20 protein-coding genes are annotated in these 20,632 nt (G+C 72.1%); 14 read left to right on the forward strand and 6 right to left on the reverse strand.

Annotation, left to right across the window (positions count from 1 at the left end; translation table 11 throughout):
* Positions 1 to 71: 71 nt before the first annotated feature.
* Positions 72 to 701, forward strand: coding sequence for a response regulator transcription factor (locus tag ACWD3H_RS11125; RefSeq protein ID WP_350924574.1), 630 nt, complete (start codon positions 72 to 74; stop codon positions 699 to 701).
* 116 nt (positions 702 to 817) lie between these two features.
* Complete coding sequence (gene thiI, locus ACWD3H_RS11130; RefSeq protein WP_350924371.1) at positions 818 to 2,020, forward strand: tRNA uracil 4-sulfurtransferase ThiI; 1,203 nt, start codon at positions 818 to 820, stop codon at positions 2,018 to 2,020.
* A gap of 59 nt (positions 2,021 to 2,079) precedes the next feature.
* On the opposite strand, the gene aroF is transcribed toward thiI, so the two are convergent.
* A complete protein-coding gene (gene aroF / locus ACWD3H_RS11135) occupies positions 2,080 to 3,117 on the reverse strand; it encodes a 3-deoxy-7-phosphoheptulonate synthase (RefSeq protein WP_350924373.1) in 1,038 nt (345 codons plus the stop codon).
* A gap of 342 nt (positions 3,118 to 3,459) precedes the next feature.
* Between aroF and ACWD3H_RS11140 the strand changes: the two genes are divergently transcribed.
* The 3 genes from ACWD3H_RS11140 (at position 3,460) to ACWD3H_RS11150 (ending at position 6,188) form a co-directional block, all read left to right on the forward strand.
* On the forward strand, positions 3,460 to 4,080 hold the full coding sequence (locus tag ACWD3H_RS11140; RefSeq protein ID WP_451954824.1) for a molybdopterin-dependent oxidoreductase: 621 nt from the start codon (positions 3,460 to 3,462) through the stop codon (positions 4,078 to 4,080).
* Positions 4,081 to 4,139: 59 nt separating this feature from the next.
* The gene (locus ACWD3H_RS11145) at positions 4,140 to 5,330 is read left to right on the forward strand and encodes a histidine kinase (RefSeq protein WP_451954825.1); all 1,191 of its coding nucleotides are present in this window, start codon (positions 4,140 to 4,142) and stop codon (positions 5,328 to 5,330) included.
* A gap of 66 nt (positions 5,331 to 5,396) precedes the next feature.
* A complete protein-coding gene (locus ACWD3H_RS11150) occupies positions 5,397 to 6,188 on the forward strand; it encodes a LytR/AlgR family response regulator transcription factor (RefSeq protein ID WP_350924379.1) in 792 nt (263 codons plus the stop codon).
* A 574-nt stretch (positions 6,189 to 6,762) separates the two neighbouring features.
* Here ACWD3H_RS11150 and ACWD3H_RS11155 read toward each other — a convergent pair.
* The gene (locus tag ACWD3H_RS11155) at positions 6,763 to 7,611 is read right to left on the reverse strand and encodes a deoxyribonuclease IV (protein ID WP_451954826.1); all 849 of its coding nucleotides are present in this window, start codon (positions 7,609 to 7,611) and stop codon (positions 6,763 to 6,765) included.
* Between the two features lie 256 nt (positions 7,612 to 7,867).
* Between ACWD3H_RS11155 and uraD the strand changes: the two genes are divergently transcribed.
* The 9 genes from uraD (at position 7,868) to alc (ending at position 16,223) form a co-directional block, all read left to right on the forward strand.
* A complete protein-coding gene (uraD, locus tag ACWD3H_RS11160; protein ID WP_451954827.1) occupies positions 7,868 to 8,422 on the forward strand; it encodes a 2-oxo-4-hydroxy-4-carboxy-5-ureidoimidazoline decarboxylase in 555 nt (184 codons plus the stop codon).
* Entirely contained in the window at positions 8,419 to 8,730 is a 312-nt protein-coding gene (gene uraH / locus ACWD3H_RS11165; RefSeq protein ID WP_350924385.1) for a hydroxyisourate hydrolase, read from the forward strand. The genes uraD and uraH overlap by 4 nt, the downstream gene beginning before the upstream one ends.
* Position 8,731: 1 nt before the next feature.
* Positions 8,732 to 9,646: a factor-independent urate hydroxylase gene (gene pucL, locus ACWD3H_RS11170; protein ID WP_451954828.1), complete on the forward strand. Its 915-nt coding sequence runs from the start codon at positions 8,732 to 8,734 to the stop codon at positions 9,644 to 9,646.
* A 5-nt stretch (positions 9,647 to 9,651) separates the two neighbouring features.
* A complete protein-coding gene (locus tag ACWD3H_RS11175; protein ID WP_350924576.1) occupies positions 9,652 to 10,527 on the forward strand; it encodes an FAD binding domain-containing protein in 876 nt (291 codons plus the stop codon).
* Entirely contained in the window at positions 10,527 to 11,033 is a 507-nt protein-coding gene (locus tag ACWD3H_RS11180) for a (2Fe-2S)-binding protein (RefSeq protein ID WP_350953481.1), read from the forward strand. The genes ACWD3H_RS11175 and ACWD3H_RS11180 overlap by 1 nt, the downstream gene beginning before the upstream one ends.
* The gene (locus tag ACWD3H_RS11185; RefSeq protein ID WP_451954829.1) at positions 11,030 to 12,415 is read left to right on the forward strand and encodes an 8-oxoguanine deaminase; all 1,386 of its coding nucleotides are present in this window, start codon (positions 11,030 to 11,032) and stop codon (positions 12,413 to 12,415) included. The genes ACWD3H_RS11180 and ACWD3H_RS11185 overlap by 4 nt, the downstream gene beginning before the upstream one ends.
* 132 nt (positions 12,416 to 12,547) lie before the next feature.
* A complete protein-coding gene (locus ACWD3H_RS11190) occupies positions 12,548 to 13,774 on the forward strand; it encodes a glycerate kinase (RefSeq protein WP_451954830.1) in 1,227 nt (408 codons plus the stop codon).
* Between the two features lie 122 nt (positions 13,775 to 13,896).
* A complete protein-coding gene (gene allB, locus ACWD3H_RS11195; RefSeq protein ID WP_451954831.1) occupies positions 13,897 to 15,210 on the forward strand; it encodes an allantoinase AllB in 1,314 nt (437 codons plus the stop codon).
* Positions 15,211 to 15,269: 59 nt separating this feature from the next.
* Positions 15,270 to 16,223 (forward strand): allantoicase, encoded by a 954-nt coding sequence (gene alc / locus ACWD3H_RS11200; RefSeq protein WP_451954832.1) that lies wholly within the window; start codon positions 15,270 to 15,272, stop codon positions 16,221 to 16,223.
* Positions 16,224 to 16,321: 98 nt separating this feature from the next.
* Here the strand turns inward: alc and pknB are convergent, their stop codons facing one another.
* From pknB to thiO, 4 genes are all read right to left on the reverse strand, one after another.
* Positions 16,322 to 18,268 (reverse strand): Stk1 family PASTA domain-containing Ser/Thr kinase, encoded by a 1,947-nt coding sequence (gene pknB, locus ACWD3H_RS11205; RefSeq protein ID WP_451954833.1) that lies wholly within the window; start codon positions 18,266 to 18,268, stop codon positions 16,322 to 16,324.
* 75 nt (positions 18,269 to 18,343) lie between these two features.
* The gene (locus ACWD3H_RS11210) at positions 18,344 to 19,102 is read right to left on the reverse strand and encodes a thiazole synthase (RefSeq protein ID WP_343979663.1); all 759 of its coding nucleotides are present in this window, start codon (positions 19,100 to 19,102) and stop codon (positions 18,344 to 18,346) included.
* 5 nt (positions 19,103 to 19,107) lie between these two features.
* The gene (gene thiS, locus ACWD3H_RS11215; RefSeq protein WP_030910039.1) at positions 19,108 to 19,308 is read right to left on the reverse strand and encodes a sulfur carrier protein ThiS; all 201 of its coding nucleotides are present in this window, start codon (positions 19,306 to 19,308) and stop codon (positions 19,108 to 19,110) included.
* Positions 19,305 to 20,441, reverse strand: a complete 1,137-nt coding sequence (thiO, locus tag ACWD3H_RS11220) for a glycine oxidase ThiO (RefSeq protein WP_451954834.1) — start codon at positions 20,439 to 20,441, stop codon at positions 19,305 to 19,307. Before thiO ends, thiS begins: the two co-directional genes overlap by 4 nt.
* Positions 20,442 to 20,632 lie beyond the last annotated feature (191 nt).

Raw genomic sequence — 20,632 nt, forward strand, 5'->3', positions numbered from 1 at the left:
GGCCGTCCGGGCGCTGTGCAGCAGGACGGGCACCTCCGGAGGAACGGGCCTAAGGTAGGCCAATGCGCGTGATGGTGGTGGACGACCACCCGATGTGGAGGGACGGGGTGGCCAGGGACCTGGCCGAGGCCGGATACGAGGTGGTGGCCGCGGTCGGGGAGGGACGGCAGGCGGTCCGGGTGGCCGCGGCGGTCCGGCCCGAGCTGGTGGTGCTGGACCTGCGACTGCCCGACCTGCCGGGGGTCGAGGTGGCCAGGAGGCTGGCAACCTCGGAGCCACCGCCCAGGGTGCTGGTACTGTCGGCCAGCGGCGAGCAGGAGGACGTGCTGGAGGCCATCAAGGCGGGAGCCTCCGGATATCTCCTGAAATCCGCGAGCAAGGAGGAGTTCCTCGACGCGGTCCGGCGCACCGCGGGGGGCGACGCGGTTTTCACCCCCGGGCTGGCCGGGCTCGTGCTGGGGGAGTATCGGAGGCTGGCGGCCAGACCCGCGCCCGAGGCGACGCCCCGCCTGACCGAGCGGGAGACCGAGGTGCTCCGCCTGGTCGCCAAGGGGTTGTCCTACAAGCAGATCGCCGAGCGTCTCGTGCTCTCCCACCGGACCGTGCAGAACCACGTCCAGAACACGCTGAACAAGCTCCAGCTCCACAATCGGGTGGAACTGGCCCGCTACGCCATCGAGCAGGGCCTCGACGAGTCGTAGTCCCGACTAAAGTAACAAGGTCGAGAGGTTGTCTTTGCGCGAACGCGCGAGAGACTTGACGAAGCCCTACCACGAAGCCCCGCATATCCCCTCGAAGCTCCACCGGAGGTTGCACCATGACCATGTCCGCCTTGGGCGAGCCCTGCGTTCTGCTCAAACTGGGCGAGGTCGTCCTCAAGGGCAACAACCGTGAGCTCTTCGAGCGGAGGTTGCAGGCCAACATCAAGGCCGCGCTGAAGGATGTCGGCGTCAAGGTCGACGTCCGGCAGCGCCACGGCGTCATCGCGCTCTTCCTACCGGACGGCACCGAGGTCGAGGTCGCGGACACGGTCGCCGAGCGCGTCTCCTACGTCCCCGGGCTGGTCTGGATCCACCGTGCCTGGCGGGTCGCCAAGGATCCCTCGGCGATCACCAAGGCCGCCATCGAGCTGCTGGCCGACCGCGACGACGTCAGGCGCGGCGTCTCCTTCGCGGTCCGCTCCCGCCGCCGCGACAAGCGCTTCCCGCTCACCTCGATGCAGCTGGACCGCTCGGTCGGTGGCGAGCTCAACGACATCTACGGACTGCCGGTCGATCTGAAGCGTCCCGAGCTGGTGGTCTCCATCGAGGTCGACCGCGACGAGGCGTTCGTCTTCACCGGCGGGCTGCCGGGCCAGGGCGGGCTGCCGGTCGGCACCAGCGGCCGGGGCCTGGTCCTGATGTCCGGCGGCATCGACTCCCCGGTGGCCGCCTACCGGATGATGCGCCGCGGCCTGCGCGTCGACTTCCTGCACTTCTCCGGCATCCCCTTCACCACCTCCGAGTCCATCTACAAGGCGTACGCGCTGGTCAGGGCACTCGACAGGTTCCAGGGCGGGTCCCGGCTGTGGGTCGTCCCCTTCGGTAAGGCCCAGCAGTCCATCAAGGCCTCCGGCCAGGACCGCCTGGCGGTGATCACCCAGCGCCGTCTGATGCTGAAGACCGGCGAGGAGGTCGCCCGCCGCCTGCGCGCCGGTGCCCTGGTCACCGGCGACTCCCTGGGCCAGGTCTCCTCGCAGACCCTGCAGAACATCACCGCCCAGGACGACGCGGTCGACATGCCGATCCTGCGTCCGCTCATCGGCCTCGACAAGACCGAGATCATGGCCGAGGCCCGCCGCATCGGAACCCTGGCGATCTCCGAACTGCCGGACGAGGACTGCTGCTCGCTGCTGGCCCCCCGCCGCGCCGAGACCGCCGCGAAGGTCGCCGACCTGAAGAAGATCGAGCGTCGTCTGGACGCCGAGGAGCTCGCCGTCCAGCTCGCCGGATCCCTGCAGGAGTACCGGCTCGACGCCTGAGATCGGATCACCCGGCCCCGGGGCGTACCCGGGACCGGGGGTCGTGGCGAGCGGATGGGTCAGGCGGGGGCCAGGGCGTCGACGGCCGCGACCTTGCCCAGCAGCGGCGGGAACCGCTCCATCACCCGGGCCAGCTCGCCCAGGTCGCCGTCGACCAGCGCCTGGGGGCCGTCGCAGAGGGCTTGGTCGGGGCGCGGGTGGACATCGATGATCACGCCGTCGGCGCCGGCCGCGATGGCGGCGCGGGTGAGCGGCAGGACCAGGTCGCGGTGGCCACCGGAGTGGGACGGGTCGACGATGACCGGCAGGTGCGACAGCCGCTGGGCGAGCGGCACCGCGGAGACGTCCAGGGTGTTGCGGGTGGCGGTCTCGAAGGTGCGGATGCCGCGCTCGCACAGCACGATGTCGAGGTTGCCGCGCTGGGCGATGTACTCGGCGGCCATCAGCCACTCCTCGATGGTGGCGCTCATCCCGCGCTTGAGCATCACCGGCTTGCCGGCGGCGCCGACGGCCTGGAGCAGCGCGAAGTTCTGCGCGTTGCGGGTGCCGACCTGGAGCATGTCGGCGTAGGAGGCCACCAGTTCCACGTCGGCCGCGTCGACGACCTCGGTGACGACCGGAAGCCCGGTCTGCTCGCGCACGTCGGCGAGGATGCGCAGGCCGGCCTCGCCGAGCCCCTGGAAGGCGTACGGGGAGGTACGGGGCTTGTAGGCGCCGCCGCGCAGCAGGGTGGCCCCGGCGGCAGCGGCCATCCGGGCGGCCTGAAGGGTCTGTTCGGGGGTCTCCACCGCGCACGGGCCGGCGATCAGGGTGACCGTGCCGGGACCGATCGGCACACCGCCGACGCGGACCGTGGACCGCTCGGGGTGGTTGTCGCGGCTCACCAGCTTGTACGGCGCGCTCACCCGCATCACGTCGGCCACCCCGGTCATGCCTCGCAGGTCGAGGGTGGTGAACTGGGCGACATCGCCGACCAGGCCGATGATCGTACGGCTCACGCCCCGGCTGACGAACGCCTCGCCGCCCGCCGTGCCGATGACCTCCACGATCGCCTCGACGTCCTGCTCCGTGGCGCCGGGTCCCATGACGATGACCATGTCTCTCCCTCTTCGACGGCTCCGGCCGGTCCGACCGGCTCCGAGGTCTGTGGTGTGTTCGATGAAGGCCGGGAAAAGCAGAAGGCCCCGAGTCCGAAACCGGACCCGGGGCCTTCTGTTCGCCAGGCTGTCAGCGCAGCATCTGGTGGCGAACGGTCCGACTCACGGGTCCGTCGCCATAAAAAAACCAGAACGCTGTACGCATAGTGCGAAATGATAGCGCACGGTCAGAGCGCCCCTGTCCCGCCGGGCGAGAGAACGTTATTCGGTAGCCGCCGGGGCGCCGCGAAGTCCGCGATGGCAGGATTACCACGTGCCATAGGGGAAACGGCGGAGGGAGTGATGGTGGAGCAGTCCGAACCTTCGTGGGAGGAGCCTCGCCTGCCTCCGGGCCAGTACGTCCCCCGGGGCCGACCGGTGATCCACTACGGCCGGGTGCCCCGGTTCCGCCCGGAGACCTGGCAGCTGCACGTCATGGGGGCGACGGCCTCGGGTGAGCAGCACCGTTTCACCTGGCCCGAGTTCTCCGCGCTGCCGCGTACCACGGTGGTGGCCGACTTCCACTGCGTCACCAAGTTCTCGATCATGGGTAACGAGTGGGGCGGGGTGTCCGCGGCGACGCTGATGGAGGTCGCCCCGCCCGCGCCCGGTGTGAAGCACGTGATGATCTGGGGTGAGTACGGCTACAGCGCCAACGTGCGGATAGGCGACTTCGACCGCTCACAGACGATGCTCGCGCTGGAGCTGGACGAGAAGCCCATCGCCCTGGAACGTGGGTTCCCGGTGCGGATGATCGTCCCGCACCTGTACGCGTGGAAGAGCGTCAAGTGGGTGCGCGCCGTGGAGTACCTGCTGGAAGACAGGCGCGGCTTCTGGGAGGAGCGCGGCTATCACAACATCGCCGACCCCTGGCGCGAGCAGCGCTACTCCTATCAGGAGGAAGCGGGCGAAGGTCCGCCCTGAGCGGTCCGTGATCGGCGTTTGCCCCCGATCTCCGGGGTGGGTTGACTACGGTTTTCCGCATGTCGACCACGGGCTGGGTGCTGCTCTGCGCCTTCAGCGCCCTTCTCGGACTCGTCCTTCCCCGCCCGCGCCGGCGGCCCCCGGACCGGCAGGGCGGTCCGACGGACGAGGCCACCTTCCTGACACTGCACATCGCGGCGATGGCGGCTCCCTCGCTGCGGTCCGGGCTCACCCACGAGTCCGCCCGTAAGGCGGTCCGCCACCTGCGTACCCTGCTGGGCACCAGTGCCGTCGCGGTCGCCGACAGCGGTGGCCTGCTCGCCTGGGACGGCGCGGCGGGCTGCCACCGCGACCACGCGCCCGAGCACGCCAGGACCGTACTGGCCTCGGCGCGCCCGCACGTGGTGACCGGGAACGAACCGGCCTGCGACACACCGGGCTGTGCCACCGGGGGTGGGGTCGTCGTACCGCTCACCGTCGACGGGCGGGTGGTCGGGACGCTCGCCGCGTATGACGCCGTGGTGAGCGTGGCACTGGTGCGGACCGTCACCGAGGTCGCCAGATGGGTCTCGGGGCAGCTGGAGCTGGCAGAGGTCGACTCCTCGCGGCGGCGGACGATGGAGGCGGAGATGCGGGCGCTGCGCGCCCAGATGTCTCCGCACTTCGTCTACAACGCGCTGACCACCATCGCCTCGTTCGTCCGCACCGACCCCGAGCGGGCGCGGGAGCTGCTGGTGGAGTTCGCCGACTTCAACCGGTACGCGCTGCGCCGGGCACGCGACTTCACCACCCTCGCCGAGGAACTGCACTGCGTGGACCGCTACCTGCTCCTGGAACGTGCCAGGTTCGGCGACCGGCTCCGGTTCACCCTCAGGGTCGCGCCGGAGGTGCTGTCGGTCTCCGTCCCGTTCCTCTGCCTGCAGCCGCTGGTGGAGAACGCGGTCAAGCACGGCGTGGCCGCCGCGGGGCGTCGTGGAGAGGTGCGGGTGGTGGTCAGCGACGCCGGAGCCGAGGCTCACATCAGCGTGCAGGACGACGGCCTGGGCATGCCCCCCGAGCGGGCCAGGGGGCTCCTCGACGGCTCCGCGCCGCCGGGAGAGGAGGGCGGGATCGGGCTGGCGGGCGTCGACGTGCGCTTCCGCCAGATCTACGGCGAGGACTACGGTCTGGTCGTGGAGAGCGCCCCGGACGCGGGCACGACGGTGCGGCTCCGCGTTCCCAAGCTCCACCCCGCCAATAGCTATTTGTAGTCAAACCATTACCTGAAGTTGCCATGAGGCTTGCGGCGGGTGTGGTTCAGAGGGCAGCGTGGGGTCATGTTGCGAGTCCTGGCCGTTGACGACGAGGTCCCCGCCCTTGAGGAGATCGCCTATCTCCTCCGCCAGGACCCCCGTATCGAGCACGTCTCCACGGCCGCGGGCGGGGTCACCGCGCTCCAGGACATGGTCCAGATGATCGGCGCGGGCGAGCGGCTGGACGGGGTGTTCCTCGACATCCGGATGCCGGGCCTGGACGGCCTCGACCTGGCCAGGCTCATCGCGGGGTTTCCCAACCCGCCCCGGCTGGTCTTCGTCACCGCCCACGAGGAGTGCGCGGTGCAGGCCTTCGAGCTGGAGGCGGTCGACTACCTGCTCAAGCCGGTCAGGGCCGACCGGCTGGCCGAGGCGGTACGGCGCCTGGAGTCCATGATTCCGGCTGCGGCCGACCCCGTGCTGGAGGACGTCATCCCGGTCGAGCTCGCGGGGCGGACGCGGTTCGTGCCCCAGCAGGCCGTCTGGTTCGCCGAGGCGCAGGGCGACTACGTCCGGCTCCACACCGACGAGGGCAGCTACCTGGTCCGCATGTCGCTGGCCGCCCTGGAGCGGCGCTGGGCGGGGTCGGGGTTCATCCGGGTGCACCGCAGCACGCTGGTCTCGGTGCGGCACGTGAGCGAGCTGCGCTTCGACGGCGGCAGGGTGATGCTCCGGGTGGGCAACGAGACGCTTCCGGTCAGCCGCCGGCACGCCCGCGAGGTCCGCGAACGGCTGGTCCGCCAGTTCCGTGACCGCCCGGCCGTCCCCGGTGTGGTCCGGGCCAGGCCCCTGCCCTCCGCGGCCGCCCTGCGATAGCCGCGGCACGCTCTCCGTGGGCCCCCGCGCGGTGATTCGCGCCCGTGCGGGCTTCCAGCCGGCCGTTCCGCGGTCGCCGTCCCCTTCGCGTCTCTCCGCGCGCCGACCGGCCTCGCGCCTTCCGTGCGCCGTTCCACGGCCGTACGGCTCATCGGCGTTTCCCTGGCACGGGCGGGCCCCAGGGGTCCCGCGAGCCCCCGATCGACCGTTCGTCGCCCGCCGTGCGCCGTTCGTCGCGTCGGGACTCTCCGCACATCGACAACTACTGACCGTTAATCGCGCTGGCGGGAAAGCGCCGCTCGCTCGTCTGGACGCGCCTCTAGTGTTCCCTCATCGGAGAGCGAGACCCGCCGGATCAGGGGGGGACAGGGCCGTAAGGCTCGCACAGGACCTGATGCGCGGACACGGGGTGACCGCCGGCATCCGGCCACCGGGTCCTTGACCGGAAGGGGGAGGGGTCGCCGCTCTCCGATACGACGGGACGCCCGCGTTAGCCAGCGGGCCGGACCGTGATCCGGCCACACGGGGGCGGCCGGATCACGAGGACGGGCGTCCCGTCCGACCTTCCGGCAGGTCAGGAACTCACCCGGTCGCGGAGCTTCTTGAGCGCCTCGATGTCCTCGCGGTGCTTCTCGGCACCGCCCGGTGTCTCGATGCAGAACGGCACCCCGGCCATCACGGGATGGCTCAGCATCTCGGCGAAGGGTTCGGCGCCGATGTGGCCGGAGCCGATGTTCTCGTGCCGGTCCTTCCTGGAGTCGCACACGTCCTTGGAATCGTTGGCGTGGACCAGCTTGAGCCGTCCGGGGGCGATCGCGTGCAGGGCCTCCAGAGTCTCCTTGACGCCCTCGGAGGTCGACAGGTCGTGCCCGGCGGCGAAGGCGTGGCAGGTGTCGAAGCAGACCCCCGCCTTGGGGTGCCAGTCGAGGGCCGCCAGGTAGGGCTCCAGGTCCTGGACCGTCGCGCAGAGCACCGCGCCCTGCCCGGCCATCGGCTCCAGCAGCAGGTCGGGCCCGTCGTCGGGGATCTCGTCCAGGAGCGGCAGGAGATGTTCACGCAGCTGGCGCAGCGCCTCGTCGCGGGACTGGCTCACCGCCGACCCCGTGTGGACGACCACTCCCTTCGCGCCGATCGCGTGGCCGCGCAGCAGGTTGTGCCGCACGGTGGCCACCGACTTCTCCAGCGTCTCCGCGCTGGGCGAGCCCATGTTGACCAGGTAGGGCGCGTGCACGAAGGAGAGCACGCCCGACTCGAGGAGCTTGGCGTCCTGGGCGGGGTCACCCACGGCGAGCGCCCAGCCGCGAGGGTTGGTGACGAACACCTGGATCATCTCGGCACCGATGTCGGAGGCGTAGCGCAGCCCGCCCTTGGCGAGACCGCCGGTGACGGAGACGTGTCCGCCGATGGAGGAGAGAGAAGTCATGGTGACCTCAGTTTAGGCGGCGCCCTCGGCGCTTCACAGCCGACAGGCCGCCCACCTGACCTGCCCTCCCCGCACTCTGGGGCGAGGTGACCGGTGAGGGGCGCCGGCGGTGCGCTCAGCCGCGTCTCCCAAGGAGAATCGAGCGCCGGGTACCAGCAGGTTTGGAGTATGTTGCGGAAATCTGCGGCGAACCCTTGGCATAGTTTGGGGTGCTTGCCGCTGGACTGTACGCGCCGGTGGTGTGTGTACTGCTCCCATGTCTAACGTGCACTCCGCGCCGCAGGTCGCGGGGCTGGCCGCCTTCAACGCGCTGGGTACCGAGGAGGCCGAGGCCGAACTGCTGGCCTGCTGCGCCTGCCGGGACTTCGCCGCGCGGGTGGCGGCGTCGCGCCCCTACCGTGACCTCGACAGGCTGGCCGAGGTCGCGGAGGCCACCGTACGGAGCCTGGACTGGTCCGGCGTACGCGAGGCGCTGGCAGCCCATCCCAGGATCGGCGAGCCGCCACGCGAGGGCGGCCCGGTGGCCGGTCGTTCCGGAAGGGAGGCGGCCTGGTCCCGCCGCGAGCAGTCGGGGGTCGCGGCGGCGGGGCGGGAGGTCCTGGACCGGCTGACGGAGGGCAACCGCGCCTACGAGCGGCGGTTCGGCCACGTCTACCTGATCTGCGCCACGGGCCTGTCGGCCGAGGAGATGCTGGCCCGCCTCACCGAGCGGCTCGGCAACGACGAGGACACCGAGCGGGACGTGGTCAGGGCCGAGCTCGCGAAGATCATCCGTCTGCGGCTGGCGAAGCTCCTGGGGGCGGCCACATGAGCCTGTCCACGCATGTGCTCGACGCCGCCCTGGGCAGGCCGGCGGCGGGTGTCGCGGTACGCCTGGAGCGGGACGGCGAGGTGCTCGCCGAGGGCGTCACCGACGCCGACGGGCGGATCGCGGGATGGACCTGCGGGGCGGGCGCCCACCGGCTGGTCTTCGAGACCGGGGACTACTTCGCCGCCCGCGCGGTGGACGCCTTCTACCCGCGGGTCTCGATCGACTTCACGGTGGCGGACCCGGGGGAGCACCACCACGTGCCCCTGCTGCTCAGCCCGTTCGCCTACTCGACGTATCGAGGGAGCTAGCATGCCCGTCGTTCTCGGACCCAACCGCTACGGCAAGGCGGAGACCCGCCTGGTCCGTGTCGTCAGGGACGGTGACGTCCACCACATCAAGGACGTCACCGTCGGCTCGGCACTCTCCGGCGACATGGAGGCGGTCCACCTCACCGGCGACAACGCCGCGGTCCTGCCGACCGACACGCAGAAGAACACCGTGTACGCCTTCGCCAGGAAGCACGGTGTCGCCCAGATCGAGGACTTCGCGATCCTGCTGGCCCGTCACTACGTGGACTCCCAGCCCACGGTCCACCACGCCCGGGTGGAGATCGAGGAGTACTTCTGGGACCGGATCCCGGTGAACGGCGACTCCGCCCCGGGAGCCGGGCACTCCTTCGTTCGCTCCGGCAGGGAGACGCGCACCTGCGTCGTCCACCACGACCGGGACGGCACCACCACCGTGGTCTCCGGGCTGAGGGACCTGGTGGTGCTCAACTCGACGGGGTCGGAGTTCTCCGGCTTCGCCCAGGACGAGTACACCACCCTGAAACCCACCAGGGACCGCGTCCTGGCCACCGAGGTCTCGGCCCGCTGGCGGCACCTGCCAGGCATGCCCCCGCACGGGGACTCCTGGGGGGATTCCCACTACGGGGAGTCCTACGACGAGGTGCGCCGCTGCCTGCTCGGCGCGTTCGCCGAGACCTACAGCCTGTCGCTGCAGCAGACGCTCTACGCGATGGGCGAGCGGGTGCTGAACACCCGGAAGGAGGTCTGCGAGGTGCGCCTGGCGATGCCGAACAAGCACCACTTCCTGGTGGACCTCACCCCCTTCGGGCTGGACAACCCTAATGAGGTGTTCTACGCCGCCGACCGTCCCTACGGGCTGATCGAGGGCAGCGTGCTCCGTGACGACACCCCCGACGCCCGCTTCGCCTGGGAGTGATGACCGTGGATTTCCTGCGACCCGCCACCTGGGCGGAGGCGCTGGCCGCCAAGGCGGACCGGCCGGAGGTGGCGCCCATACAGGGCGGCACCGACATGATGGTCGAGCTCAACTTCGACGTGCGAAGGCCCGCCGGGCTGCTCGACCTGAACCGGATCGCCGAGCTCGCGACCTGGAGTGAGGAGGCGGACGGCAGGCTCAGGGTCGGTGCGGGCGTGTCGTACGCCCGGCTGATCGCCGAGCTGGGCGACCGGCTGCCGGGTCTCGCCCAGGCCTCCCGTACCGTCGGCTCGCCGCAGATCCGCAACCGGGGCACGGTGGGCGGCAATCTCGGCGCGGCCTCGCCCGCGGGGGACAGTCACCCGCCGCTGCTCGCGGGGGACGCGGTCATCGAGGTCGCCTCCGCCGCCCGGGGCGTGCGGATGATCCCGGCCGCGGCCTTCTACCTCGGGGTCAAGCGCAGCGCGCTGGAACCCGACGAGCTGATCAGGGCGTTCTGGATGAGCCCGGCGAGCGGCCCGCAGTACTTCTCCAAGGTCGGTACCCGCAACGCCATGGTGATCGCGGTCTGCTCGTTCGCGATCGCGCTCCATCCCGCGGAGCGCCGGGTCGGCACCGGCATCGGCTCGGCCGCCCCGACCCCCCGGCGCGCCGTCGCGGCCGAGGAGTTCCTGGCCGCCGAACTCGACTGGGAGGCGCGGCTCGACCCCGCACTGCTCGGGCGCTTCGGTGAGCTGGCCGCCGAGGCCGCCTCGCCGATCGACGACGTGCGCGGCACCGCCGACTACCGGCGTCACGCCATCGCGGTGATGGCGCGGCGCACCCTGACCTGGGCGTGGAACGACCTGCGCTCCGGGCGCTTCGAGAGGAGGGCAGGCTGATGCGCGTCACCTTCACGGTCAACGGCCGCAGCGAGACCGCCGACGACGTCTGGGAGGGCGAGAGCCTCCTGTACGTCCTGCGCGAACGGGTGGGCCTGCCGGGTTCCAAGAACGCGTGCGAGCAGGGCGAGTGCGGCTCCTGCACCGTCTACCTCGACGGGGTGCCCGTCTGCGCATGCCTGGTCGCGGCAGGGCAGGCCGAGGGCCGCGTGGTCCGCACCATCGAGGGACTCGCCGACGGTGACCGGCTCGACCCGGTCCAGGAGGCGTTCGTCGAGTGCGGAGCCGTCCAGTGCGGGTTCTGCACCCCCGGCCTCGTCGTCCAGGCCCACGACCTGATCGAGCGGATCCCGCGCCCGTCCGACGCCGAGATCCGCGAGGCCCTGGCGGGCAACCTGTGCCGGTGCACCGGCTACGAGAAGATCCTCGACGCCGTACGCCTCGCCGCGGCCCGCAAGGCCGGTGCGGGGCCGGGGCCGCGCGGCGAGGAGAAGGAGTCCCGTTGAGCGCCATCCTGATCGAGAACGTGCACATCGCCCCGGTCGTGGGCCCGGAGATCCCCTCGGGACACATCCACGTCGAGGGTGACCGGATCGTGGCCCTCGGCGCGGGCCCCGCCCCGGTGGTACCGGGTGCGGTCAGGATCGACGGCACCGGCTGCCTGGCCACCCCCGGTCTGGTCAACACCCACCACCACCTCTACCAGTGGGCCTCCCAGGGGCTCGCCCAGGACGCCACGCTGTTCGAGTGGCTGACGGCGCTCTACCAGGTGTGGGCCGCCATGGACGCCGAGGTGGTGAAGGGCGCGGCGGGCGCGGGGCTGGGCTATCTGGCCCTGTCCGGCTGCACCACCTCCAGCGACCATCACTACATCTTCCCGAAGGGGCGAGGGGATCTGTTCGCCGCGGAGATCGAGGCGGCCCGGGAGGTCGGGCTCCGCTTCCACCCCGCCCGGGGCTCGATGGACCGGGGTAGGTCGCAGGGCGGCCTGCCGCCGGACGTGGTGGTCGAACGGCTCGACGAGATCCTCGACGCCACGGCCGAGGCCGTCGACACCTACCACGACCCGTCCTTCTCCTCCAGGCTCCGCGTCGCGGTCGCCCCCTGCTCGCCGTTCTCCGTCAGTGCCGACCTGATGATCGAGGCCGCCGCGCTGGCCAGGTCCAAGGGGGTACGGCTGCACACGCACCTCGCCGAGACCCTCGACGAGGAGGAGCACTGCCTGCGGCAGGTCGGGCAGCGCCCGGTCGACTACATGGAGAAGCTCGGCTGGCTCGGCCCGGACGTGTGGTTCGCCCACGCCGTCCACCTGAACGACGGCGACATCGACGTCTTCGCCCAGACCGGTACCGGCTCCGCGCACTGCCCGAGCTCCAACGGCCGCCTCGGCGCCGGCATCGCCCGCGTCTCCGAGATGCTGCGCAGGGGCGCGAACGTCGGCCTGGGGGTGGACGGCAGCGCCTCGGCCGAGCTCACCTCGCTCTCCGGCGAGATGCGCCAGGCCCTGCTGTTCCAGCGGGCCAGGTACGGGCCCACCGCGCTCACCGCCCGCCAGGCCCTGGAGATCGCCACCCTGGGCGGGGCGAGGAACCTGGGCCGGCAGGAGGAGCTCGGCTCGCTGGAGGTGGGAAAGCTCGCCGACATCGCCCTCTGGCGCACCGGGGCCTTCGCCTCCGCGGTCGCCGACCCGGTCTGCGCCCTGGTCTTCGGCACCCGGCAGCCACCGCTGGCCCGGCTGCTGGTGGGCGGCGAGACCGTCGTCGAGGACGACGAGCTGCGCACCGTCGCCCAGGACGCACTCGGCCGCGCCGGTGGCGAGGCCCACCGCCGCCTCATGCGGCTGGCCGCCGAGCAGGGCTTCACCGCGGGCCAGGAGGTCGGCGGATGAGGACCGGGCGTCGGGGGCGCTCAGCGGTGGATGTGATGATTGTTCTCCGTTTCACCGGGGTCAGGCATTCGCTCCCCACCGGCTCGCACGGGCGGGGGGCGAATGCCGCCCATCCGCCATTAGGGAGCAGGGTTGTCTGAGTCGTCGGGACATGTAGTGATCGCCCCGGACAAGTTCAAGGGCTCGCTGACCGGTGCCGAGGTCGCCGCGCGGATCGCCGCGGGTCTCGGGCCCGGCGTCGCCACGGTCGCGCTGCCGGTGGCCGACGGCGGTGACGGCACCGTGGACGCGGTCGTGGCCTGCGGGTTCAGCCGGGTCGAGGTCGAGGTCACCGGCCCCGTCGGTGAGCCGGTCCTCGCCTCCTATGCCTGGCGCGACGCCCTCTGGAAAGGAGACGTGGCCACCGCGGTCGTCGAGCTGGCCGAGGCGTCGGGGCTGCGGCGGTTGCCGGCCGCCTCGGGGCAGGTCGCCCCGGCGGCGGGCTCGCTCGCGCACGAGGGCGTCGAGACGGCACCCCTCACCGCGACCAGCCACGGTACCGGCGAGCTGATCGCCCACGCGGTACGGCGCGGGGCCCGGCGGATCGTGCTCGGTCTCGGCGGCAGCGCCTGCACCGACGGGGGAGCGGGCATGATGCGGGCGCTCGGCGTCCGCTTCCTGGACGCCGAAGGGCGGGAGCTCCCGTTCGGTGGAGCCGCCCTCGGCGACCTGGCGAAAATCGATAAATCCGGCCTTATCAAGATTGATGATGTCGAGTTCGTCGTCGCGGGCGACGTGGACAACCCGCTGCTCGGTCCGCACGGGGCCGCCGCCGTGTACGGGCCGCAGAAGGGCGCGAGCCCCGACGAGGTGAGGCTGCTCGACGCCGCCCTCGCCCGGCTGGCCGCCGTCGCCGCGCACACCCACGGCCTGGTCGGGGCCGCCGAGCACGACGGCGTCGTCCGTTCGATGGGCGTGGCCGGGCAGCCGGGCGCCGGTGCCGCCGGGGGCGTGGGCTTCGCCGCGCTGGCCTTCCTGGCCGCCGAGTTCCGGCCCGGCATCGAATACCTCCTCGACCTGCTCGGATTCCACGACAGCCTGGAGGGCGCGCGCCTCGTCGTCACCGGTGAGGGCTCGCTCGACGAGCAGACGCTGCGCGGCAAGGCGCCCGCGGGGGTCGCGAGCGCCGCGGCCAAGGCGGGAGTCCCCGTGGTCGTGGTCTGCGGGCGCCGGGCTCTCGGCGACGAGGAGCTGAGCGCGGCGGGCATCACGGCCGCCTACGCGCTCACCGACATCGAGCCCGACCCGGCCGTGTGCATGTCGCAGGCGGGCCCGCTGCTCGAACGGCTCGCGCGCACGGTCGCCGAGAGGCACCTTTGAGCGCCGTTCCGGCGCCGTCCGGGCACGGCGGGAAGGGGACGCGGGGCCGATGAGCGTGAGCGGGGTACGGGCGCCCAGGCCGGCGCGTTCCGCGGCGAGAAGCGGGCAGGAACGGAGAGCCGATGAGTGCGAGGGCTGAGGACGTGCTGGATCTGGTCATCCGGTCCCGCCGGGCCGTGCTGCCCGGGAAGGAGGGACCTGCGGCCGTCGCGGTAAGGGACGGGAAGATCGTCGGGGTGCATGCCCACGCCGCCGAGCTGAACGCCGCCGAGCAGGTCGACCTCGGCGACGTCGCGCTGCTGCCGGGCCTCGTCGACACCCATGTGCACGTCAACGAGCCCGGCCGGACCCACTGGGAGGGGTTCGCCTCCGCCACCCGGGCCGCCGCGGCGGGCGGGGTGACCACCATCGTGGACATGCCGCTCAACTCGCTGCCGCCGACCGTGAACGCGGACGCCCTGGCGGTGAAGAGGAGCGCCGCGGACGGGCAGTGCGCGGTGGACGTCGCCTTCTGGGGCGGCGCGATCCCCGGCAACGTCGCGGACCTGAGGGCGCTGCACGAGGCGGGTGTGCGCGGGTTCAAGTGCTTCCTGTCCCCGTCGGGGGTGGAGGAGTTCCCGCCGCTGGACACGGACGGGCTGCGGGCGGCCATGGTGGAGATCGCCTCCTTTGACGGCCTGCTGGTCGTGCACGCCGAGGACCCCGCGCTGCTCGCGGACCCGGTGGGGCCGCGGTACCCGGAGTTCCTCGACTCCCGCCCCGGAGAGGCCGAGCGCCGTGCCGTCGAGCGGGTCGCCGCGCTGGCCGCGGAGACCGGGGTGCGGGCGCACATCCTGCACGTGTCGTCCGCGCTCTGCCTGGAACCGCTGGCCAGGGCCAGGCAGGAGGGGATCAGGCTCACCGCGGAGACCTGCCCGCACTACCTCACGCTGGTGGCCGAGGAGGTGCCCGAGGGCGCCACCCAGTTCAAGTGCTGCCCGCCGATCCGTGCCTCGGACAACCGCGACGAGCTCTGGCGCGGGCTCGCCGACGGGGTGCTCGGCTGCGTCGTCTCCGACCACTCGCCCTCCACCCCCGACCTGAAGGTGCCCGACTTCGCCGCCGCCTGGGGTGGTATCTCCTCCCTCCAGCTCGGCCTGACCGCGGTCTGGACCGAGGCGGCGCGGCGCGGGCACGGTCTGGGCGACGTCGTGCGCTGGATGGCCACCCGCCCGGCCGAACTGGCCGGGTTGCGCGGCAAGGGCGCCATCGTCGAGGGCGCCGACGCGGACCTGGTCGCCTTCGACGCCGACGCCGTCCAGACCGTAGACGTCGCCAGGCTGCACCACAGGAACCCGGTCACGCCCTATCACGGCAGGACGCTCACCGGCGCGGTCCGCACGACCTGGCTGCGCGGCCGGGCCGTGCGGAAGGACTTCAGGGGCGTCCTGCTTTAGCGCTCCCGCGGAACGATCCGGCGGCCAGGATTCCGCTCCTCGTGAGAAAGGTTCTCTCCTTGATCGAGTTCACCGCACTGCCCGACCTCGCCCTGCGCGCCCTCGGTGGCTCGGTGATCGCGGCCAACGACGAGTCCTTCGCGGAGAAGGAGAGCCTCATCAGGCCGGGGCGCCCCGGCTTCCGCCCGCACACCTTCGGCGCCAAGGGCCAGGTCTACGACGGCTGGGAGACCCGCAGGCGGCGCGAGCCCGGCCACGACTGGGCCCTGGTCAGGCTCGGCATGCCCGGGGTGGTCCGGGGTGTCGTGATCGACACCGCCTGGTTCAAGGGAAACTACCCGCCGCACGCCTCCGTCGAGGCGTGCGAGGCCGAGGGCTATCCGACGGTCGCCGAACTGGAGACGGCCGACTGGGTGGAGATCGTGCCAATGAGCGACCTCAGGGGGGACGCCGAGCACTTCTTCGAGGTGTCCGGAGAGCGCCGCTACACCCATGTGCGGCTGAACATGTTCCCCGACGGGGGCGTCGCCAGGCTGCGGGTGCACGGCGAGATCAGGCCCGACCTGTCGGTGTACGAGGGACTCGGCCTGGACCTGGCCGCGCTGGAGAACGGCGCGCTCGTCACCGCCTGCTCCAACGAGTTCTACTCCTCGCCCAACAACGCCATCTCCCCGGGCCTCGCCCGCCACCAGGCCGAGGGCTGGGAGACCGCCCGCCGCCGCGACGGCGGCAACGACTGGCTGGTCATCCGTCTGGCGGGGCCCGGGATCGTCAGGCTCGCCGAGATCGACACCACCAACCTGGTGTTCAACGCTCCCGCCGAGGTCTCCGTCACCGGCAGCGCGGACGGCGCCACCTGGTTCCCGCTGCTGCCCAGGACCCGCCTGCTGCCCGACACCCGGCACCGCTTCCGCATCACCGACGCGCCCGAGGCCGCGTACGCCAGGGTGGACATCCACCCCGACGGCGGTCTCGCCAGGATCCGCCTGCACGGCCTCCTGGCCGAGGGCTGAGCACCCGGAGGTTCGTCCCGTGCCCGGCTGCCGGTACCGGCCGGAGCACGGAGATCCGTCTCGCCGGGACCCGGTGCCGAGCCCGTCAGGCCCGGCCGTCAGTACCAGATGGTGACCTCGGTGCCGGCCGGGACCGTCTGGCCGCCCGGCGGGGTCTGGGCCAGCACCCTGCCCTTGCCCAGGGTCCGCCTCAGCTTCACCGTGACCCCCGCGGCGCGCAGCTCGTCGCGCGCCGCCCTGAAGTCCTTGAAGACGATGTTCGGGATCACCACGACGTTGCCGCCGTCGCCGGGAGGCTGCTCGCCGTTGTTCTCCCAGGGCCAGTGCCACTCGCTGGCGCACTGCGAAAGGGTCAGCCGGACCACGGCGCCCTTGTCGACCTCGGCCTTGGGCTGGGGGTCCTGGGCGATGACCGTGCACGGCTGGGCGGCGTCGGTCTGCTCGACGAACTCGGGAGCGAATCCCGCCCCGCGCAGCACCCCGTCCGCCTGGTCGCGGGGCATGCCCCGGACATCCGGCATGACCAGGCCCGCGCTCACGACCAGATCGACCTTGCTGCCCTCCTTGACCGGGTTTCCCACGGCGGGGACGGTCCGCATCACCTGGTCACGCGGCACGGTCTCGCTGGGCTGCCTCCTGACCTTGCCGACGACCAGTGAGGCCTCCGCCAGCCTGCTCCTGGCCTGGGGTTCGGTCATGCCCACCACGTTGGGCACCGCGACCCGCTTGGGGCCGGCCGAGGCGATCAGGATCAGCTTGCTGCCCGGCTCGGCCTCGGTGCCCGCCACGGGATCGGTGCGGAGCACGTTGCCCTTGGGCACCTTCTCGTCGTGCTCTGCCTCGCCCTCCTCGACGGTGAAGCCGCGCTGTCTGGCCTCGCTGGTGGCGACCGTGATGTTCTTGCCCACCAGGGTGGAGGGCACCACGATGGTGGTGTTCTGCGAGAACAGCCAGCCGGTCACCCCCACCGCGATCACCATGACCACGGCCAGCGCGAGCAGGAACCAGCGGGCGCCGGACATCTTGCGCGTCGTGGAAACGGGCGGTGGCTGGTCGCCCACCGGGCCGGTGGGCAACTCGACGCGGGGCTGGATCAGCGTGTGGTTGGCCGGTGCGGGCGGTGCGGACGGTGCGGACACGACGGTCTCGTGGGCGTGCGGCGGCCCGACGGGGACGGACGGCACCGGGCCGCTCTCCCTGGGCAGCATCCGGTGCGCGTCGACGGCGGCGACCAGCAGCGCGGTGGCGTCCGCGGGACGGTTCGCGGGATCGCGGGCCGTCGCCCTGGCCACCAGGGTGTCGAGCAGCGGGGAAGAGCCGGGGAGCAGCGCGGAGGGTACCGGCACCGTGTCGTGTACGTGCCGGTAGGCCACCGACATCGGGGTGTCGCCCTCGTACGGCTGGCGGCCGGTCAGGAGCTCGAACAGCATGATGCCGGCCGCGTAGACGTCGCTGCGGGCGTCGGCGGCCCCCGAGGTGACCTGCTCGGGGGACATGTAGCCGATGGTGCCGATCATGACGCCGGTGCGCGTCTGGTTGGTCGCCTCGATCGCGCGGGCCAGGCCGAAGTCCACCACCTTGACCCGGCCGTCGTCGGCGAGCAGCACGTTCTCCGGTTTGACGTCCCGGTGGACCAGGCCCGACTGGTGGGCGGCGCCCAGCGCGGCGAGCACCGGGATCATGACTTCCAGTGCCTCGCGGGCGGGCAGCCTGCCACGGTCGCGGAGCACGTCGCGCAGGGTCCGGCCCGGCACGTACTCCATCGAGAGGTAGACGTTGTCGCCATCCGTGCCCTGGTCGAAGACGTGCACCACGTTGGGGTGCGACAGGCTCGCCACCGACTTGGCCTCGCCGATGAACCGCCGTACGAAGGCGGGGTCCTCGGCGAGCGAGCGGTGCATCACCTTCACGGCGACAGTGCGGTCGAGCCGGATGTCCAGGGCCAGATAGACGGTCGCCATTCCGCCCCGGGCGATCCGGGACTCAACGCGGTAACGCCCGTCGAGGAGTTTCCCGACCAGGGGGTCCGTAAGCGTCGTGTCCACGTGGCCGAGTTTACGGGCGATTTGACGCCGACAGGGTCCCTGAATCCCAAACCGATGCCGAGACGTGGTCGTTTTCTATCGATGAAGAGGGGAGGAGGCCTCCGCGTAGCGACGCCGGGGTATCCGCCCGGCCAGGCGCGCCGCCCGGCCCGCCGCGACGGCCGAGCGCATGGCCTGCGCCATCAGCTCCGGACGCTGCGCCCGGGTGACCGCGGTGGCCAGCAGAACCGCGTCACAGCCCAGCTCCATGGCCAGTGCCGCGTCGCTGGCCGTGCCGATCCCCGCGTCCAGGATCACCGGCACGCTCGCGAACTCCACGATCAGCTCGATGTTGTGCGGGTTGCGGATGCCGAGGCCGGAACCGATGGGCGCCCCCAGCGGCATCACCGCCGCGCAGCCCGCCTGCTCCAGCCTGCGTGCCAGCACGGGGTCGTCGCCGATGTAGGGCAGCACCACGAACCCGTCGGCGACCAGCCGCTCGGCGGCGTCGAAGGTCTCGATGGGGTCGGGCAGCAGGGTGCGCTCGTCGGCGATGACCTCAAGCTTCACCCAGTTCGTCTCCAGTGCCTCCCTGGCCAGCCTGGCGGTCAGCACGGCCTCCCCGGCGGTGAAGCAGCCCGCGGTGTTCGGCAGCACCCTGATGTCGCGCCGGCGCAGCACGTCGAGCACCGAGCCCCGCGCGGCCGGGTCGAGCCGCCGCATCGCGACGGTGGTCAGCTCGGTCCCCGAGGCGGCGAGCGCCGCATCCAGGATTTCCAGGGACGGGGCGCCCCCGGTGCCCATGATGAGACGGGAGGAGAACTTCTCGCCGCCGATGATCAGATCGTCCACCATGCCCCTCATCCTCCCTGAACCGCGGTGAGCACCTCGACCCTGTCGGCCTCCGCGAGCGCGGTGGCCTCCCAGGCGCCGCGCGAGACGACCTCGTCGTTCACCGCGACGGCCACCCCGCTCCGCATGCCGGTCAGCCGCTGCACGGCCTGCGCGACGGTCGCCCCGGCGGGCAACTCGTGCGCGGCGCCGTTGATGGTCACGTTCATGACAGCTCCTGCGGTGGGTGCTCCTGGAAGCGGAGGGGTGAGCAGATCGAGGAGAGCTCCGGGTCGCTCTCGCCCGAGCAGAGGTCGGCGGTGAGCGGGGCGAGCAGCACCCCGCCCCGGTGGTGCCCGGTGGCCATGTGCAGACCGGGCACGATCGTGGGACCGATCAGCGGCAGGTTGTCCGGGGTGCCGGGGCGCAGTCCCGCGGCGACCTCGGCCACCTCCAGCTCGGTCACGCCGGGAACGAGCTCCCGCGCGTCGCGCAGCAACTCCCACAGCCCACCGGCGGTGACACGGGTGTCGAAGCCCATCTCCTCCTGCGTGGCGCCGAGGACGACCTCGCCGTCGCCGCGTGGCACCAGGTAGACGTTCGAGCCGTGCACGACCCCGCGCACGCATCGCCGCAGGATCGGCACGGGGGAGCGCAGCCGCATGATCTGGCCCTTGACCGGCCGCACCGGGGGCAGCGCCTCGGGCGGCATCCCCGGCAGGGAGCCCGACCAGGCGCCGGCGGCGAGGATCACCTGCTCGGCCCCGACACTCTCGCCGGTCGCCAGCCGTACCCCGGTGACCGCTCCGGCGGCCGTGAGCAGCCCGGCCACGCGGGCGCGCACCAGGGTGCCGCCCGCCCGCTCCAGGGCGGTGAGGAGCGCGGTGGTGACCTTCCTGGGGTCCACCCAGGCGTCGCCGCCCGCCAGCAGGCCGCCGCGGACCGCGGGGGCCAGCATGGGTTCCAGACGGCGGCACTCGCGGCCGGTGAGCCGCTCGGCGGGCAACCCCAGCTTGGCGACGAAGGCGGCGAGATCGTCCAGCGCGGCCAGATCGTCCGAGCCGAAGGCGACGTCGAGGGTGCCGTCGGTGCGGTGGTCGAGGTCGTGCCCGCTCGCGTCCGCCAGTTCGGCGGCGAAGGCGGGCCAGCGTTCCAGGGAGGCCAGGCCCAGTCGCAGCAGCGGCTCCTCGGTGTAGGTGACCTCGCTGACCGGGGCCAGCATGCCCGCCGCCGCGTGCGAGGCGCCGGAGGCGGGCGCGGGGTCGGCCACCGCCACCTTCAGGCCCCGGCCGGCGGCACGCCAGGCCACCGACAGTCCGATCACCCCCCCGCCGACGACGAGGAGGTGGAAATGGTCCGCCATACGTACTCCGCTCCCTTCGCCGGCATGATCCGGATCAGGTTCGTGGCGGTCGAGGGCCCGCTCGCGGTCGCCTCCGGACCTCGCTCACCGGTGCCGTGCGGATCCGTTCCTCGCACACCACCTGGCTCGCGCCGGGTCCTTCGTCGCTCCGCGGCCCTCCTCTCAGCCCGGTGCGTTCCGGGCTCCCGCGC

This window comes from Streptosporangium sp. NPDC002607, from assembly GCF_053592655.1.